16 protein-coding genes are annotated in these 15886 nt (G+C 57.3%); 10 read left to right on the forward strand and 6 right to left on the reverse strand.

What is annotated here, in order from left to right:
• Positions 1-37: 37 nt before the first annotated feature.
• From QQL78_RS19965 to QQL78_RS21730, 3 genes are all read right to left on the reverse strand, one after another.
• Positions 38-1267, reverse strand: a complete 1230-nt coding sequence (locus QQL78_RS19965) for an ABC transporter substrate-binding protein (protein WP_284376438.1) — start codon at positions 1265-1267, stop codon at positions 38-40.
• 70 nt (positions 1268-1337) lie between these two features.
• The gene (locus QQL78_RS19970) at positions 1338-1550 is read right to left on the reverse strand and encodes an acyl-CoA carboxylase biotin carboxyl carrier protein subunit (protein ID WP_284376440.1); all 213 of its coding nucleotides are present in this window, start codon (positions 1548-1550) and stop codon (positions 1338-1340) included.
• Between the two features lie 231 nt (positions 1551-1781).
• Positions 1782-2375, reverse strand: a complete 594-nt coding sequence (locus QQL78_RS21730; protein ID WP_386259497.1) for a TetR-type transcription factor C-terminal domain-containing protein — start codon at positions 2373-2375, stop codon at positions 1782-1784.
• A gap of 144 nt (positions 2376-2519) precedes the next feature.
• Between QQL78_RS21730 and QQL78_RS19980 the strand changes: the two genes are divergently transcribed.
• The 4 genes from QQL78_RS19980 to QQL78_RS19995 are packed head-to-tail and all read left to right on the forward strand — an operon-like array spanning position 2520 to position 5891.
• Entirely contained in the window at positions 2520-3305 is a 786-nt protein-coding gene (locus QQL78_RS19980; RefSeq protein ID WP_284376444.1) for an ABC transporter ATP-binding protein, read from the forward strand.
• On the forward strand, positions 3298-4002 hold the full coding sequence (locus QQL78_RS19985; protein WP_284376471.1) for an ABC transporter ATP-binding protein: 705 nt from the start codon (positions 3298-3300) through the stop codon (positions 4000-4002). The genes QQL78_RS19980 and QQL78_RS19985 overlap by 8 nt, the downstream gene beginning before the upstream one ends.
• A 9-nt stretch (positions 4003-4011) precedes the next feature.
• Positions 4012-4899 carry a branched-chain amino acid ABC transporter permease gene (locus tag QQL78_RS19990; protein ID WP_284376445.1) on the forward strand — a complete coding sequence of 296 codons (888 nt, stop codon included), beginning with the start codon at positions 4012-4014 and terminating at the stop codon, positions 4897-4899.
• Positions 4896-5891, forward strand: coding sequence for a branched-chain amino acid ABC transporter permease (locus QQL78_RS19995; RefSeq protein WP_284376447.1), 996 nt, complete (start codon positions 4896-4898; stop codon positions 5889-5891). Before QQL78_RS19990 ends, QQL78_RS19995 begins: the two co-directional genes overlap by 4 nt.
• Positions 5892-5914: 23 nt before the next feature.
• Here QQL78_RS19995 and QQL78_RS20000 read toward each other — a convergent pair whose 3' ends face one another.
• Complete coding sequence (locus tag QQL78_RS20000; protein ID WP_284376449.1) at positions 5915-6604, reverse strand: glutathione S-transferase family protein; 690 nt, start codon at positions 6602-6604, stop codon at positions 5915-5917.
• 170 nt (positions 6605-6774) lie between these two features.
• Here QQL78_RS20000 and QQL78_RS20005 point away from each other — a divergent pair, with 170 nt between their 5' ends.
• From QQL78_RS20005 to QQL78_RS20030, 6 genes are all read left to right on the forward strand, one after another.
• Complete coding sequence (locus QQL78_RS20005; protein ID WP_284376450.1) at positions 6775-8385, forward strand: acyl-CoA carboxylase subunit beta; 1611 nt, start codon at positions 6775-6777, stop codon at positions 8383-8385.
• A 3-nt stretch (positions 8386-8388) separates the two neighbouring features.
• Entirely contained in the window at positions 8389-9198 is an 810-nt protein-coding gene (locus tag QQL78_RS20010) for an enoyl-CoA hydratase/isomerase family protein (protein WP_284376452.1), read from the forward strand.
• Positions 9195-11171: an acetyl/propionyl/methylcrotonyl-CoA carboxylase subunit alpha gene (locus QQL78_RS20015; protein ID WP_284376454.1), complete on the forward strand. Its 1977-nt coding sequence runs from the start codon at positions 9195-9197 to the stop codon at positions 11169-11171. The genes QQL78_RS20010 and QQL78_RS20015 overlap by 4 nt, the downstream gene beginning before the upstream one ends.
• A gap of 77 nt (positions 11172-11248) precedes the next feature.
• Entirely contained in the window at positions 11249-12319 is a 1071-nt protein-coding gene (locus QQL78_RS20020) for an alcohol dehydrogenase (protein ID WP_284376455.1), read from the forward strand.
• A gap of 56 nt (positions 12320-12375) precedes the next feature.
• The gene (locus QQL78_RS20025) at positions 12376-13329 is read left to right on the forward strand and encodes a hydroxymethylglutaryl-CoA lyase (protein WP_284376456.1); all 954 of its coding nucleotides are present in this window, start codon (positions 12376-12378) and stop codon (positions 13327-13329) included.
• 56 nt (positions 13330-13385) lie between these two features.
• Positions 13386-14096, forward strand: a complete 711-nt coding sequence (locus QQL78_RS20030; protein ID WP_284376458.1) for an IS6 family transposase — start codon at positions 13386-13388, stop codon at positions 14094-14096.
• A gap of 54 nt (positions 14097-14150) precedes the next feature.
• On the opposite strand, the gene scpB is transcribed toward QQL78_RS20030, so the two are convergent.
• The gene (gene scpB, locus QQL78_RS20035; RefSeq protein ID WP_284376460.1) at positions 14151-14765 is read right to left on the reverse strand and encodes an SMC-Scp complex subunit ScpB; all 615 of its coding nucleotides are present in this window, start codon (positions 14763-14765) and stop codon (positions 14151-14153) included.
• Between the two features lie 2 nt (positions 14766-14767).
• Positions 14768-15652 carry a DUF1403 family protein gene (locus QQL78_RS20040; RefSeq protein WP_284376462.1) on the reverse strand — a complete coding sequence of 295 codons (885 nt, stop codon included), beginning with the start codon at positions 15650-15652 and terminating at the stop codon, positions 14768-14770.
• Positions 15653-15886: the final 234 nt, after the last annotated feature.

The raw sequence follows: 15886 nt of genomic DNA on the forward strand, positions 1-15886 counted from the left end.
GTACTTGCCCGACCCAAAGAGGCCGGACAAGTGAACATCATTTCGAAATGAACGGGCAGCCACCTTCAGACATTGGCTTGAAGGCGACGTCGGCAGGGATATCCGCAACTTTGTTATAGAAGTCCCATTCGTTCTTTGAATCCTTCGGAGACTTGACCTCGTAGAGCGTCAAATCATGCAGGAATCGACCATCTTCTCTGATCGTTCCGGTCTGACCAAAGTAAGTCACAGGCATTTCTTTCATCTTGGCCATAACGGCTTCCGAGTCATCCGTGCCAGCGGCCTGGATCGCTTTCAGATAGTGCGTGACCGTCGCGTAAGTCGTCGCCTGTTCGCGCGTGGGCATCAACTTGAACTGCTCAATGAAGCGGTCAGAAAATTTCTGAGCTTCCGGGCTCATGCCCCAGTAAAACCCTTCGGTCAGAAGCAAGCCCTGCGCTGCCTCAAGCCCAAGAGATTTGATGTCCGAGCTGAACATGATCATACCGACGAGCTGTTGGCCGCCGTCCACGACACCAAATTCCGCCGCCTGCAGGATTGTGCCGACCGTATCATTACCGGCATTGGCCAGCCCGATCGCCTGCGCACCCGAGGCCTGAGCCTGAAGTATGTATTGGGCAAAGTCCGTTGTATTCTGAGGGTGGCTTACACTTCCAACCACCTCACCACCATTGGCCTCGATGATCGTCCTGGCCGCGTTCTCAATTGTGTGGCCGAAAGAGTAATCGGCCGTAATGAAGAACCATTTTTTTGCACCCGCACTAACTGCGGCTTCAACTGTCCCATGCGTGAGCGCATAGGTGTCGTCGGCAGTCTGGATTGAGTTTGGGGAACATGCGGTCCCGGTTAAGGTCTCAGACGCGGCGCCCGATATAAGGAATACCTTGTTTGAGCTGCGCACAAGCTCCTGAACGGCCAATGCCACCGATGAAGTAGGCACGTCGGCAACCGCGTCAACGCCATCGGCATCGAACCATCTGCGAACGATGGACGATCCGACGTCAGGCTTGTTTTGGTGATCGGCGCTCAGAATCTCGATCGGGGCGCCAAGAACCTCTCCGCCAAAATCGTCCACGGCCATTTGGGCGGCAAGAACCGAGCCCGGACCTGCAAGGTCCACATACGGACCAGACTGATCGTTCAGAACGCCGATCTTCACCGTTCCGCCACTGATCTCGGTGGCGGCAGCCGGTAGGGAAAGTACAGCCGAAGCCGCAACCGCAGCAGCAACCGTGACGGTTTTATAAAAATTTCTTCGAAGTGCCATTTAATCCTCCTATGAATGGCTACAGTCCATCGCGCCAGGCCACTCCTCCGTGGCGACAGCTCGAATTTCGCTAGGCGATGGTCATCAAGACCTGCTCCGCCTGGACAACGTCTCCTTCGGCGACGGAGACGGATGAAACCGTCCCCGAGGCGGGCGAAAGCACCGGCATTTCCATTTTCATGGATTCCATAACGACAAGCTCATCACCCGGCGAAACCTTATCGCCGGGGCCAAAATTCAGGGCGACAATCGCCCCTGCCATCTCAGACGTAATCTCTATCATTCTGCCTCACAATAAAACTACTCCGTATATATTCTTTTCGCGAGGAATTATATTGACCCCTCAGGCATATATATTTACTAACGAGTAAGTAAATTGGAGTCAAGCATGATAGTCGAAAGACTGCGCTCTTATCTGGAGTGTCTGAAATGTCGGAAAAACGGGCGGCTTTATGAAAAGCTGCCCGATACTGCCCCGGTCGCCCTGCCGTCGCGGGTTACGTCAACGCGCGCTTCACGATTTGACAACACGCATTGCAATGGTCGCCAATTCGTCGGCAACCTGACTGGCTGTAAGGCGGCCGTCGGGGCGAAACCAGAAAAACGCCCAGGTCGTCATGCCGGTTATGGCCTCCATGGCCACAAGGGGATCATTGATTTCGAAATCACCCAAGGCGCGGCCCTCTTCCAGAAGGCTCAGCAGAGCGCGGTTGAAGCGGCGATGATCGTCCTGAAGTCGCTGGCGCGCAGCCGCGGGCAGGTGCTTTTCTTCCCGAAAATAGACCGCAAGAAACGTTCGGCCATCGATGACTTCATGGGCAAGGCTGCGAACAAATCGTTCAAGCCGTTCAGAGGGCGTGCCGCGATCCTCTCTGGCCATCTTGGCACGATCGGCTGCAAGAGCCGTCGTCCTGAGGCAGACAGCCGCCAGAAGATCCGCCTTCGCGGCGTAAAATTGATAGATGAATGGTTTGGTGACGGAAAGCGCTGCCGCAATTTCGTCCAGTGTCGTGGAGGTGAATCCTTTTTGGAAGAACAGTTGGCCCGCAACTTCCAGAATGCGGTTCTTTTTGAATTCCAACGCTTCTTCCTTGAGTCCCGAAGCCATGAGCACAGTCCTTTTATTTGCTATAAAAATCTACTGACGAGTAAAAATTATCTACCAATCAAGCAAGCGGCTTGCAATGTCTAACGATGAAATGAACCGCTATTTGAAGTGACTGAGATGTCATCACCAAGGGAGGAATATGATATGAGCGCTGATAACGGCGGTATAGCCGCTGCACCCCGATACGTCCTGGAGGCGAAGGGCCTTTGCCGGTCTTTCGGAGGGTTCAGGGCAGTCGACGCGTTGAACCTTTCGGTTGTGGAGGGATCCGTACATGCCCTGATCGGACCCAACGGGGCGGGCAAGACGACCGTATTCAATCTGCTGACGAAATTTCTGCCCGCGAGTGCGGGTGCCATTTATTTCCGAGGCAGGGATATAACAAAAATTGGTCCCGCAGATGTCGCCCGGTTGGGGATCGTACGTTCGTTTCAGATTTCCGCCACGTTCGGACAGTTGACCACGTTCGAAAATGTCAGGATCGCGCTGCAGAGCAAGAACGGCCTAGGATGGCAATTCTGGCGGTCGCGGGAAACGCTTTCGGTGCTGAACGAACGCACCTGGGAGCTTCTGGAAATGGTGGGGCTGGCATATGCGGCTTCCACGATTGCAAACGAGCTGCCTTACGGCCGAAAGCGCGCACTCGAACTGGCAACGACGCTCGCTTTGGAGCCGGATGTCATGCTTCTTGACGAGCCGATGGCCGGTCTCGCCCATACCGACATACCGGAAATCTCTCGACTGATCGATCGTGCACGCGCCGGTCGCACCGTGCTCATGGTCGAACACAATCTCGATGTCGTCGAAGAAATCTGCGACTCGGTGACGGTTCTCCAGAGAGGGCGCACCCTGTGTGAAGGCAGTTATTCCGAGGTCAGCGCCGATCCTAGTGTTCGCGAAGCTTATATGGGGCTCGAAGACGATGAATGATATCATACTTGACGTTCGTGATCTGGTCTCCGGCTATGGCGAGAGCCAGGTTCTGGATGGCGTCAGCTTCGAATTGCGCCGCGGAGAAACCCTGACTTTGCTCGGTCGCAATGGCGTGGGAAAAACTACGACCCTGCGGACTCTAATGGGGATGATCGACGCGACCAGCGGCAGCATCCGCTTTGAGGGGCAAGACCTGACGTCGCTGAATTCCATCCAGCGGGCAAGGCTTGGCATCGGCATCGTTCCGGAAGATCGCGGCATCTTTTCCTCGCTGTCTGTCGAAGAAAACCTGCTTCTGCCGCCAATCATCTTCGAAGGTGGTCTTTCGCTGCCGGAAATTTACGACCTTTTCCCGAACCTCGAAGAACGGCGATCCAGCCCCGGCACCAAGCTCTCAGGCGGTGAACAGCAAATGCTTGCAATTGCGCGCGTCCTGCGCACCGGTGCCCGGCTGATCCTTCTCGACGAACCAACCGAAGGGTTGGCACCCGTCATCATTCAGCGCATCGGTGAAGTCCTCCGCGTCATTCGCAAGCGCGGCATCACCGTCATTCTCGTTGAGCAGAATTTTCGGTGGGCGAGGAAGGTCAGCGACCGCTTCCTGTTGATGGATGGCGGACAGATCACAGGCGAGGTCGCAGTCGAGGATGTCGACGCCAAGCGACAGCAAATCAACGAAGCGCTGACGGTTTAGGAGGACTGCATGGAAACGTTATTTGGAATACCAACTTCGCTGCTGATCGGCCAGCTACTTCTTGGGCTGATCAACGGATCATTCTATGCAATGCTGTCGATCGGCCTGGCCGTCATCTTCGGCATGCTGCATGTGATCAACTTCGTCCACGGTGCCTTCTATATGCTTGGTGCCTTTGTGACGTGGGCGCTCCTATCCTATCTCGGCGTGGGATATTGGTGGGCTCTGATCATTGCCCCAGTCGTCGTCGGCTTTTTTGCTGTCATCCTCGAACGTCTACTGCTCCGGCGGCTCAATGATCTTGACCCGCTTTACGGCCTACTACTCACGTTCGGCATTTCGCTGATCATCGAGGGCATTTTTCAGCATTTCTACGGGTCGTCCGGACGCCGCTATGCCGCGCCGGATGGGTTACGTAGTTCTATTGATCTCGGCTTCATGGTGCTGCCGTCTTATCGCGGATTTATCGTAATCGCCTCTTTGGCCTTGTGTGTGTCGACCTGGCTGGTGATCGAGCGGACGCGACTAGGCTCCTATCTACGTGCAGCGACAGAAAATGCGCACTTGGTCAAGGCCATGGGCATCAATATTCCGCTCATCGTCACCGGGACATACGCTCTCGGAGCAGCACTCGCCGCCATCACAGGCGTTCTCGCGGTACCGATCTATCAGTTCTCACCACTCATGGGGCAAAATCTGATGATTGTGGCATTTGCGATCGTCGTTATCGGCGGCATGGGTTCGATTCGCGGCGCGATCATTGCCGGATATGCGCTTGGCATCGTTGAAGGCATCGCCAAGATCGTCTACGCGCCGTCGGCAAATACAATGGTCTTCATCTTGATGGCAGCAGTGCTGCTGATCGAGCCAAAACGCTTTTTCTGGGGGTCAAAATGACTGAAACAAAAACAAACACAGAGGAACTGGCGGTGCCGTCCAACCGAACACTTAAATCCGTCGGTGGGATCAACACACAGTTCGCCGTGGCGCTTCTGCTGATGGTCATCATTGTCGCCCCTTGGGTCGCCTATCCGATTTTTGTCATGAAAGTCATGTGTTTTGGCCTTTTCGCAGCGGCGTTCAATCTGTTGATCGGGCAAGTCGGCCTTTTGTCGTTCGGCCATGCGGCATTCTTTGGCGGCGCATCCTATGTGACCGCCTACACCCTTAAAACATGGGATCTGACACCCGAGCTGGCCGTTTTGACGGGCACGGCATTTGCGGGTTTGTCAGGCCTCGTGATGGGATGGGTGGCAATCCGCCGGCAGGGCATTTACTTTGCCATGGTCACTTTGGCGATCGCGCAGATGTTCTATTTCTTCTGCGTTCAGTTCAGTGCAACCGGCGGCGAGAACGGTATTCAGGCAGTGCCGCGCGGCAATGCCTTCAGTTTGATCGATCTAACCCAACCTGCGGCGCTCTATGCCTTCGTCTCAAGCGTGTTTGTCATCGGCCTGGCCATCATCTGGCGGGTTGTCAACTCGCCATTCGGCGCGACGTTGGCAGCGATACGAGACAATGAAGACCGCGCCATTTCACTTGGCTATCGGACTTCGCGCTACAAATTGGGTGCGTTTGTGATTTCGGCTGCTTTGGCAGGTCTCGCCGGCGCGACCAAGGCGGTGGTGTTTCAGGTCGCGGCCCTGACCGATGTTGCATGGCATATGTCAGGCGAAGTCATCCTGATGACGCTCGTCGGGGGAATTGGCACATTCTTTGGCCCGGTGGTAGGCGCGCTCGTCATCGTCGCCTTGCAGAACTACATCGCTGGCTACGCGATCCCGATCTCGGTTGTTACCGGTACAATCTTCGTCGCATGTGTTCTCGTTTTCAGGCGCGGCATTATCGGCGAGATGCTGTACCGCATAGGGAATAACCGCAAAAATTGACAATGCGCCGAAACGGCGGGGTGCTATCCCGCCGATTTTTCAATGGCTGCCCGGATCAACCTGGCAGGCGCTATCGGCTCTATTCCCAGCGCCTTGGCGGCATCGACCTGAACCGTCTTGGCGCGGTGCCATCCCTTGCGGCCTGTCATCCGTGCCAGATAGTCCTTCACGAGAGGTGGAAGGTCCGCATCAATGCCCAAATCCTCGGCAAGTGAAAGTGCGTAGGCGACACATATGTCGGCCATGGTGAACCGGTTGGCGCAGAGAAACTGCTGGCTCTCCAAGGTTGAAACCAGAAGCTTGAGCCTGCCGAAAAACCAGCGCCGATAATCGTCCGCAACCTGCGGCTGGCGTCGTCCGGCTTCTTCCAGATAGGAATAGCGCAGATAGATGGTCTGGGGAAATGTCAGCGTGGTGTCGGCATGGTGCAGCCAGTTGAGGTAAGCGGGTCGGTCAGGGTGTCCGACCGCAACGCCCAGTCCCGATTGCGGCTGCTGTTCGGCCAGCCATTCACATATGGCCGAGGATTCCGTCATCGATCCCTGATCGGTTTCCAGAACGGGTACAGTGCCCAGAGGATTGACGGTGAATATCCGTTTTTCGCGCGCGCGGGGCGGAAAATCGAGCAGCTCCAGCTCATAGGTCATACCCAATTCTTCAAGCGCCCAAAGCGCACGAAATGATCGCGCGTCAAAGCAATGCCATAACTTCACGGAAACCTCCCAAAACAATCGTATCCGATCGATAAAAAACTCTTTGGTATACATCTTTACAAGAGAGTATCATTAATATACTAATTAGTAAAGATCAAGGAGGAGTTGGTCGTGATGTTAGTTCACACGTCGATATTTAATCTTGAATTGAACATGGGGGGCCGCCGGTCATGACAGTTTTGGACGCTGCCGCCCCGCGCAATTCCAAGGAAATAAAAGTAAACCGGGATGCCCATCTCGCGCTCCTGAACAATATCAGAGCGCTCGAGGAAAAGGTCGTCCAGAATTCCGCAAGGGCGACAGAGCGCATGCGCAAGCGGGGGCAATTGCTGCCGCGCGAACGCGTCTCGCTCTTGCTCGACCGCAACACCGAATTTTTGGAACTGTCGACCCTGTGCGGCATTGGCATGCATGATGACGACGGCGTCGATAAGGTGCTCGGTGCTGGTGTGATTGCCGGTATCGGCGAAATATCCGGCCGCCGTGTGATGGTCATGGCCAACGATGCCGGCATTGCAGGTGGCGCCATGCACCCCATGGGCATCCAAAAGATCGTCCGGGCGCAGGAGATCGCCCTTAAAAACCGGCTGCCTTACATTCAATTGGTCGAGAGCGCTGGTGCAAATCTGGCGCTTCAGGCTGAACTCTTTGTCGAGGGCGGGAGGCAGTTCGCCAATCTTGCCCGGCTTTCTGCAGCGGGGATACCGGTGATTGCCGTCGTTCATGGTTCCTCCACAGCAGGCGGAGCCTATCAGCCTGGAATGTCGGATTACGTGATTACGGTACGTGGTCGCTCGAAGATCTTTCTTGCCGGGCCACCGCTGCTACGCGCCGCAACGGGCGAAATTGCCGAAGACGAGGTTCTGGGCGGTGCCGAGATGCACGCCAATATCACCGGACTTGCCGAATATATGGCGGAAAACGATCGTGATGCGCTTCGACTGGCGCGCGAACTGGTCATGACGGTCGTCCCGGCAGTGACCGTTCCACAAAAGACCGCCCGTGCCCCCCTTCGGCCCAGCGACGACATTTTCGCCATTGCGCAAGCGGACTACCGCGAGCCCTATGATTTGCGTCAGGTTATCGCAAGGGTCGTCGACGGATCGCAGTTTCTGGAATTCAAGGCCGGTTTCGGTGTCGCGACCCTGTGCGGCCACGCGTCCATCGGGGGGCACGAGATCGGTATTATCGGCAATAATGGCCCGATCGATTCCGCTGGCGCCAACAAGGCGGCGCATTTTATCCTGTCCTGCTGCCAGTCAGGTACACCGATTGTTTTCCTGCAGAACACCACCGGCTTTATGGTCGGCACGGATGCAGAGGCTTCGGGAATCGTCAAGCACGGGTCAAAGCTCATTCAGGCCGTGACCAATGCCACAGTTCCAAAACTGACCATCCAGATGGGCGGCGCATTTGGCGCGGGCGCCTACGCCATGTGCGGCCGGGCATTCGATCCCAGTTTCATCTTTTCGTGGCCTACGAACAGGCTTGCCGTTATGGGTGGCGAACAGGCTGCCAAGGTCATGACGATCGTGGCGGAAGATTCCGCTCGCGCGCGGAACACCGAACCAGATTATCCGAAGATGGAAGCACGCGCCAGCGCGATCCGTGCCAGTTACGATCACGAATCCACCGCCTTGTTCGCCACCGCGCGCCTTTGGGACGACGGCATCATCGACCCTCGTGATACCCGCGCCGTGCTTCTCCATTGCCTCGAAACGATTGCCCTGGGGCAGGAACGGACCCTCAATCCATCGACCTTCGGTACGGCGAGGTACTGAGACATGGAGAAGAACTCGGCCTCCCCGATTCAGGAAACCCGGCAGGGGTTTGTTCTGACGATTACACTGTCTGATCCTGACCGGCGCAACGCGCTTTCGGATGCTATGGTCGCGGCACTCATGGATGCATTTGATCGAGCAGCACAGGATACGAGCCTGCGGGCAGTCGTCCTGCGAGCAAATGGAAGCGCGTTTTGTGCCGGTGCGGATCTCGGCGCGACCATCGAGCGTCTTGATGGCAGCACCAAAGGAAATGCGGCCATCAAGCGCGTCAATTCCGAAGCCGGTGCGCTGTTCGCCAGATTCGCCGAATTACCGCTTTGCACATTCGCAATCGTCCACGGGCCGGCCATGGGCGGAGGTTTCGGCCTTGCCGCCTGTGCCGATGTTGTCCTAGCGACACCAGAGGCGCGCTTTTCCCTGTCGGAAACGACCCTCGGCCTGTTGCCGGGGCAGATTTCGCCCTATGTGGCGGCGCGATGCGGAACCCGCACCGCCGCACGGCTTGCCTTGACCGCCGCCCGCATCAATGGCGCGGGGGCAAAACAGGTCGGCATCGTCGATGAACTGTGTGACACCATGGAAGCATTGGAAATGCAGCTCACAACGATGCTGACCGGCGTGGGACGTTGTGCACGCGAAGCCAATGCGGAAACAAAGGCTCTGTTTCGCAGTTTGGCCCTGCCGGTATCCGACGATTTTCGACATCACGCGGCATCGGCCTTTCTTGCAAGACTTGAACATGCCGAAGGGCGGGAAGGCGTAACCGCATTCATAGCGAAACGACGCACCAACTGGGTAGAGCAGCCATGACCAAACTGGAAGATACGCAAAAATTCAACCGCATCCTGATCGCCAATCGCGGCGAGATCGCGTGCCGCGTCATCCAGACAGCGCGCGCAATGGGTTTTTCTACAGTTGCCATATGCAGCGAAGCCGACACCGCAGCGCGCCACGTGACGCTGGCGGACGCGGCCGTTGAGATTGGGCCTGCTCAGGCCAGCAAATCCTATCTGAAAATCGAAAACGTAATCGATGCAGCCAAGAAAAGCGGTGCCCAGGCCGTGCATCCCGGCTATGGCTTTCTTTCGGAAAATGCTGCCTTTGCCGATGCTTGCGCCGACGCGGGACTGGTCTTTATCGGCCCTTCGTCAGAGGCCATGCGGGCCATGGGTGACAAGGCGATCGCCAAACGCCGGATGATCGATGCTGGCGTCCCTTGCGTTCCGGGCTATCAAGGTGACAATCAGGAGCCAGAGACTTTTGTTACCGAAGCGGATCGCATTGGCTATCCTGTGATGGTAAAGGCAGCGGCAGGCGGTGGCGGACGTGGCATGCGGCTGGTGCACCAACCGGCGGACCTGCTAGCGGCGCTCAAAGCTGCCCGATCCGAAGCACAAAACGCCTTTGGCGATGGGACGCTGCTGATCGAGAAAGCTGTAATCGAGCCGCGACATATCGAAATACAGGTGTTCGGCGATCAGCACGGGAATGTGATCCATCTGGGCGAACGGGACTGCTCGATCCAGCGGCGTCATCAGAAGGTTGTCGAAGAGTCGCCATCGCCTGCTGTCGATCCCCAACTTCGGAGCCGAATGGGTGAAGCAGCCGTACAGGCAGCGCGGGCGATCAATTACGTCGGTGCAGGCACAGTTGAATTTCTACTGGACGCGTCTGGCGATTTCTACTTCCTGGAAATGAACACCCGCCTCCAGGTGGAACACCCCGTCACCGAACTTGTGACCGGTCTCGATCTGGTTGCCATGCAGCTTGAGGTCGCTGCGGGCGGTGTTTTGCCTCTTCGTCAAGAAGATGTCCAGATGACTGGGCATGCCATCGAAGTGCGGCTTTATGCCGAGGATCCGGCAAAGGGATTCCTGCCGCAAACCGGCGAGGTGCTTCTTTGGGAACCCTCGGCACTGCCGGGTGTGCGCACCGATCACGGATTGAATGAACGTGACCGTGTATCGCCCTTTTATGATCCCATGGTCGCCAAGATCATTGCCCATGGCGAGGACCGCGAGGTCGCACGTCGACGGCTGATGTCCGGGCTTTCAGACACGGTACTGTTTGGCATCACGACCAACAAATCGTTCCTTCTCGACATTCTGGCCGACCAGGAGTTTGTCGCAGGTGTCGCTACGACCGCCTTCATCGAACGCCGTTTTCCTGACGGATGGAAGGATGATCAGATATCGAACGATGTTCTGACCGTCGCTGCGGTTCTTTTCTGCGGTGCAGGCCAGGCACCAGATCTGCGCCCGACCTGGCTCAATGCCGAGCTGATCTTGCGGGTTGGCGATACCGACCATGGCATCAGTGCCCGCGCGGAAGATGACCTCTGGAAGGTTCTCGCGGGTGATCAGGAACGTACTGTCCGGTTCCCAAACGCAAACAGCACCGACCCGAAAGAGGTGGTTGTCGATGGCATGCATCGCCAGATCAGGGTGCTCAGGCAAGAAGAGCGCCTTTACCTGGAATTGGACGGCCGGGTGCGAATGGTCGAAGATCGGACCTATGCACCGGCAGAAGGCTTGGCTGCCGGCTCCGACGGTCTGGTCAGGGCGCCGATGAACGGCTTGGTCACCTTCCTGGACGTCGCCCTCGGTGAGGTGGTCGAAAAAGGCCGCGTCGTCGCCGTTCTGGAGGCTATGAAGATGCAGCATCGGATTCTGGCCCCCAAAGCAGGCCGGATAGATAAAGTGGCTGTCGAAGTCGGAAGCCAGGTCGCCACCCGCGATGTGCTGTTCGAGATTGAGGAGTTGGTAAAGGCTGCGGCGCCGTGACTTCGACACCGCGGCAACCATAACCCGTCGGCAAGGAAGCCCCTCTGACTGCGACGGAATAAGAACACATTCATTTTATGGAAGAACCCGAAATGCGCGCTTTCACTGTTCAGAATTTTGCCCATCCGCTCGAAGAGGTCGACGTTACGACACCGCAGCCAAAAGGCACCGAAGTCGTCGTCGAGGTGACCCGATGCGGCGTCTGTCATACGGATCTGCATCTTCAGGACGGGTTTTACGATCTGGGAGGAGGGAAACGCCTCAATCTCAAGGATCGTGGGATCGTTCCACCTTTGGTTCTGGGCCACGAAATCTATGGGAAACTGGTCGCAAAGGGCCCGGACGTTTCTGACGATCAATGCGAAATCGGTCGCTACTACGTAGTGTATCCTTGGATAGGTTGCGGCGAGTGCGAGCAGTGCCTGCAGGACCATGACAATCTCTGCGCCACTCCCAAGTCGCTGGGCGTGGCGCGTCCGGGAGGATACGCGGACCAGTGTTTGATACCGCACCCAAAATACCTCGTCGATGTCACCGACCTCGACCCAAGCCTGGCGGCGACTTATGCCTGTTCCGGCCTGACCGCCTATAGCGCGATCAACAAGATTGAGATCGATCGCGAAAATGAGCTGCTCGTCCTCCTTGGTCTCGGCGGCGTGGGAATGAACGCGTTGAATATCGCCGTGGCCCAGGGGTTCGGGCGCATCGCGGTGGCGGATCTTGATCCGGCCAAACGCGACTTTGCTCTTCGTGCTGGCGCGCATTTCTCGTTCGATCCGGGCCAGCCCGAGGAATTGCAGACGCTTCTGAGCGAACAGGGAAATGCCGCCGCTGTCGTAGATTTTGTCGGGTCTACGGAAACGGCGGCATCCGGAATTTCGATGCTGAGAAAGGGCGGAATATATGTGATCGTCGGCCTGTTCGGAGGCGAAGTCACCTTACCTCTGCCGCCGCTTGCGCAACGCTCTACGGTGATCTGCGGATCTTACGTCGGCAATCTTGCAGAACTCAGGGAACTCGTCGAACTTGCAAAGACCGGAAAGATCGCCGCGTTGCCGGTAGAAACTATGCCGTTTTCAAAAGCTAACGAAGCACTGGATCGTCTGCGTACCGGAGGCGTGAACGGCCGTCTGGTTCTGGCCAAGTAGAAAAGCGGTGCGCCCGGCTAGGCGCTGATGACAATAGATACGTCGAGGATGCGAAGATGAGCTTTGATCTGCCGAAACGAGTGGAAATATTCGAAGAGGGCCCGCGCGAAGGGTTTCAGATCGAATCTGCTCAAATACCTACCTCGGAAAAGGTTCGTTTCATCAACGCATTGTCGCAAACTGGTGTGAAACATATTCAATGTGTTTCCTTCGTAAATCCGAAGCGCGTGCCGGGAATGACTGATGCTGAGGAAGTGGCACGGCTGATAACCAAGGTCGAAGGAGTGTCCTTTACCGGAATATGGCTAAACTATCAGGGCCTGGAGCGTGCTGCGAAATCGTCCATCAATTTGTGCGGCGAACTTCAGATGTATGCGTCCCAGACATTTGGAATCAAGAACAGCAACCGAGACGACCAACAGATGATCGCCGAACAAAGGCGATATCTAGAATTCTATGGCGATAACAATATTCCGCTAGATTCCGCCATCCTGATGACCGCGTTCGGATGCAATTATGAAGGCGCTATTCCCATTGAAAGAGTGCTAGCACAGATTGCTTCGATTCTGGCGCTTGCAGAAGAATATGGCCTGCAGGTTCCCCGCCTGCGTCTTGCCGACACTGTCGGTCTGGCTGTGCCGACCACGATTATAGAGGTGGTCAGCGCCGTGCGCGAGAAGTGGCCCGACTTGCGTTTGGGTTTGCATTTGCATGACACTCGGGGCAGCGGGCTTGCCAATTGCTTCGCTGGGCTGAGCTTGGGAATAGACTCGTTTGACACTGCCTGTGGCGGCCTTGGAGGTTGTCCGTTTGCTGGGCATCGCGGTGCGGCCGGAAATGTGTGCACTGAAGACCTTGTGTTCATGTGCCATGAAATGGGAATTGATACCGGCATCGACTTAGAAAAGATGATCGAATGCGCAAGAATGGCGGAACAAATCGTCGGTCATCCGTTGCCTAGTAAATTGGTTCGCGCGGCCTATGATCTACCCCCGAAATTTGGACACTGATGGTGTGGAGGCTTTGTCAGGTTGCCTGTCACCGGCTGTGAGGCTACCGCTGGCTGATGATATTTTCTGTCCAGTCGTCGGCCTTGAAGGGCTATCGCTTTCCACGTTCGGTCATTGGCTATCCCGTTTGGGCCTATCACCGCTCCGCCCTCAGCCTGCGGGACATCGAGGATCTTCTGGCAGAACGCGGCATCACGGTTAGCCACGAGACGATTCGAGATTGGGTTGCGAAATTTGGAACACAGATTGCTGCCAAGATCCGACGTGATCGAGCGAAGCCCGCCGAAAAGTGGCATCTGGACGAAGTTGTGATCACGATCAGCGGGACGAAGCACTGGCTCTGGCGCGCGGTCGATGGCAACGGAGACACGCTCGAGATCCTTGTGCAATCACGCCGAAATGCTAGAGCCGCAAAGCGGTTTCTGCGGAAACTCATGAAGCGGTGGGGTGCACCTCGAGTCATCGTGACGGACAAACTGCGCAGTTATCGCGTTGCCACGCGCGAGCTTTGCCCAGGTGTCGATCACAGATCACACAAGGGATTGAACAATCGCAGCGAGGCATCGCATCGGCATACCCGTCGACGGGAGAAGATATTCGGCCGGTTCAAATCAGCAAGACAGGCCCAGATGTTCCTGTCTGTTCATGATCAAACTGCCGTTCTCTTTCGCCCGAAACGCCACCGTCTATCAGCCGCTGACTACCGCCGCAAACAAACAGAGGCTCAGGGCCTCTGGGTTGGTTACGTGGGAGAAATAGTGGCCTGATGCTACCGCATCCGCTTCTTATCCAAGCGTTGAGAAATAACCTGACAAAGCCGCTCAGACGGTTCCTTGTTGTGGTGCTTCACGCACAACCCCGGCATCTTCCAACTGCTCCCTGTCGGGCAGGTCATGCAGGCTCTCCAACCCGAACGCGACAAGGAACTGCTCAGTCGTCACGAATGTATAGGGCGCACCGCGGCGAGGCGACCGTGGACCGGTCCCGATCAGCTCGCGCGCGTGCAGCCGGCCGATCAGGTCGCGGCTGATTTCCTTGCCGAAGATGTCCTTCAGCCCGTCGCGCGTGATCGGCTGATGGTAAGCGATGGCGGCCAGGACCGCGACGTCGAATTCGCTCAGATCAAGTAGCTGGTCGCCGACATCTGCCGCGGCGCGGATCGCGGGCGCGTAGGCGGGTCGCGTCCGGAACATCCAGCCGCCAGCGACCTGCGCAACTTCAAAAGCCCGCCCCTCCAGATCGGTGGCAAGATCCTCGACCAGAAGGTCGACCGAGGCCCCCTGCCCCACCACGCGGGCCAGGTCCTCGCGCGACACCGGCGAAGCCGAGGCAAACACCACCGCCTCGATCCGGCGCATCCATTCCCGCCAGCGCAGCTCGGGCGGCAGGTCGGACAACTCGCGGTCCAGTTCGGGGTCGGCGCGATCCTTGGCCATGCTCACACCCCGTAGAGCCGAAAAGTGTCGCGCCCGGTCAGCTCGCGCACCGCGCCGAGGTCGACCAGCCGGTCGCACAGTCGCCGCGCGGCACGGTCGGGCAAAGGCAAGACTGAGGGCGCGACCGCATCGCGGGTCAGGAACATCTCGACCGCTTCGCCCGCCCCCTTGGCGCGAAGTTTGGGGGCAACCGCCTTCAAATGCGTCGTCCGACGCGCGAGGTCGGAAGCCTGCCGCGCGGCCTCAATCGTCGATGAAATCAGCGCCCTGTGACAGGTCAAGCGCAAGTCGTCGCCTTGCTTGCGCAGGTCGGCGCGTTTCAGGCCCGCGGCCAACAACGGCACGAGATGATCCCAGCCAAGCGCCTGTGCCAGAGCTGCATCAGCAAGAATCAGCGCAGGCACGTCGGCACGCGGCGCTCCGGTAAGCACCGCTTCCAGCGCCATCGCGGCCCGGGTCACGGGCGCCCCTTTCCCCGCATCGAGCCACGCGGCAATCTGGCCCGTCTCGAAGGTCGACAAGGCGCGACCCAAAGCCTTGATCGACACCGGCCGCTCCACCGCACGCCGCCAGGCAAGGTAGGTTTCACCGCCCGGTCCGGGAAGATCGCCGGGCCGCAACAGGTGCGCCGCATCGCGCAACTCCCCTGCCCGCTCCGAGCGTCCAGAGAACGCGACGCAAGCCTCGGCCGCACGCAACGCGAGCCGGTCCCGCAACAAGGCTTGGGGCACCTCTTCGCGTCGCAACACAAGATGCAGGTGGTTCAGCGCCGCGCCCGACAAAAAAGCCACATCTTCAGAGGTTTCCGCCCGCGCGGAGGTGACCCATGACGGCAGGCGCGGTAAGCTGTCCAAGTCTTGTGAAGTAATGTGTGGCTGCATGTTCATGTTCAGAGCCTACTTCATCGCGGCGCTTATTCCCACAATTTAATGCCTAAACCGCCGCAGCTTGTAGGAGTCTGTTATGTCCATTAAGTTTGCATTATCGGACATATTTGAAGTAAGCTCCATAGCATGGATGTCGCTTTAGTTTCATGGGTGGATTCGGCCGAAATTGCCTCTCTCGTCGAGGAAATTTCCATTTAACCGGTGGACGGACCTCTTGCTCAATCTGTGGACTCG

The sequence above is a fragment of the Sulfitobacter pacificus genome (assembly GCF_030159975.1).
Taxonomy (GTDB): Bacteria; Pseudomonadota; Alphaproteobacteria; order Rhodobacterales; family Rhodobacteraceae; genus Sulfitobacter; species Sulfitobacter pacificus.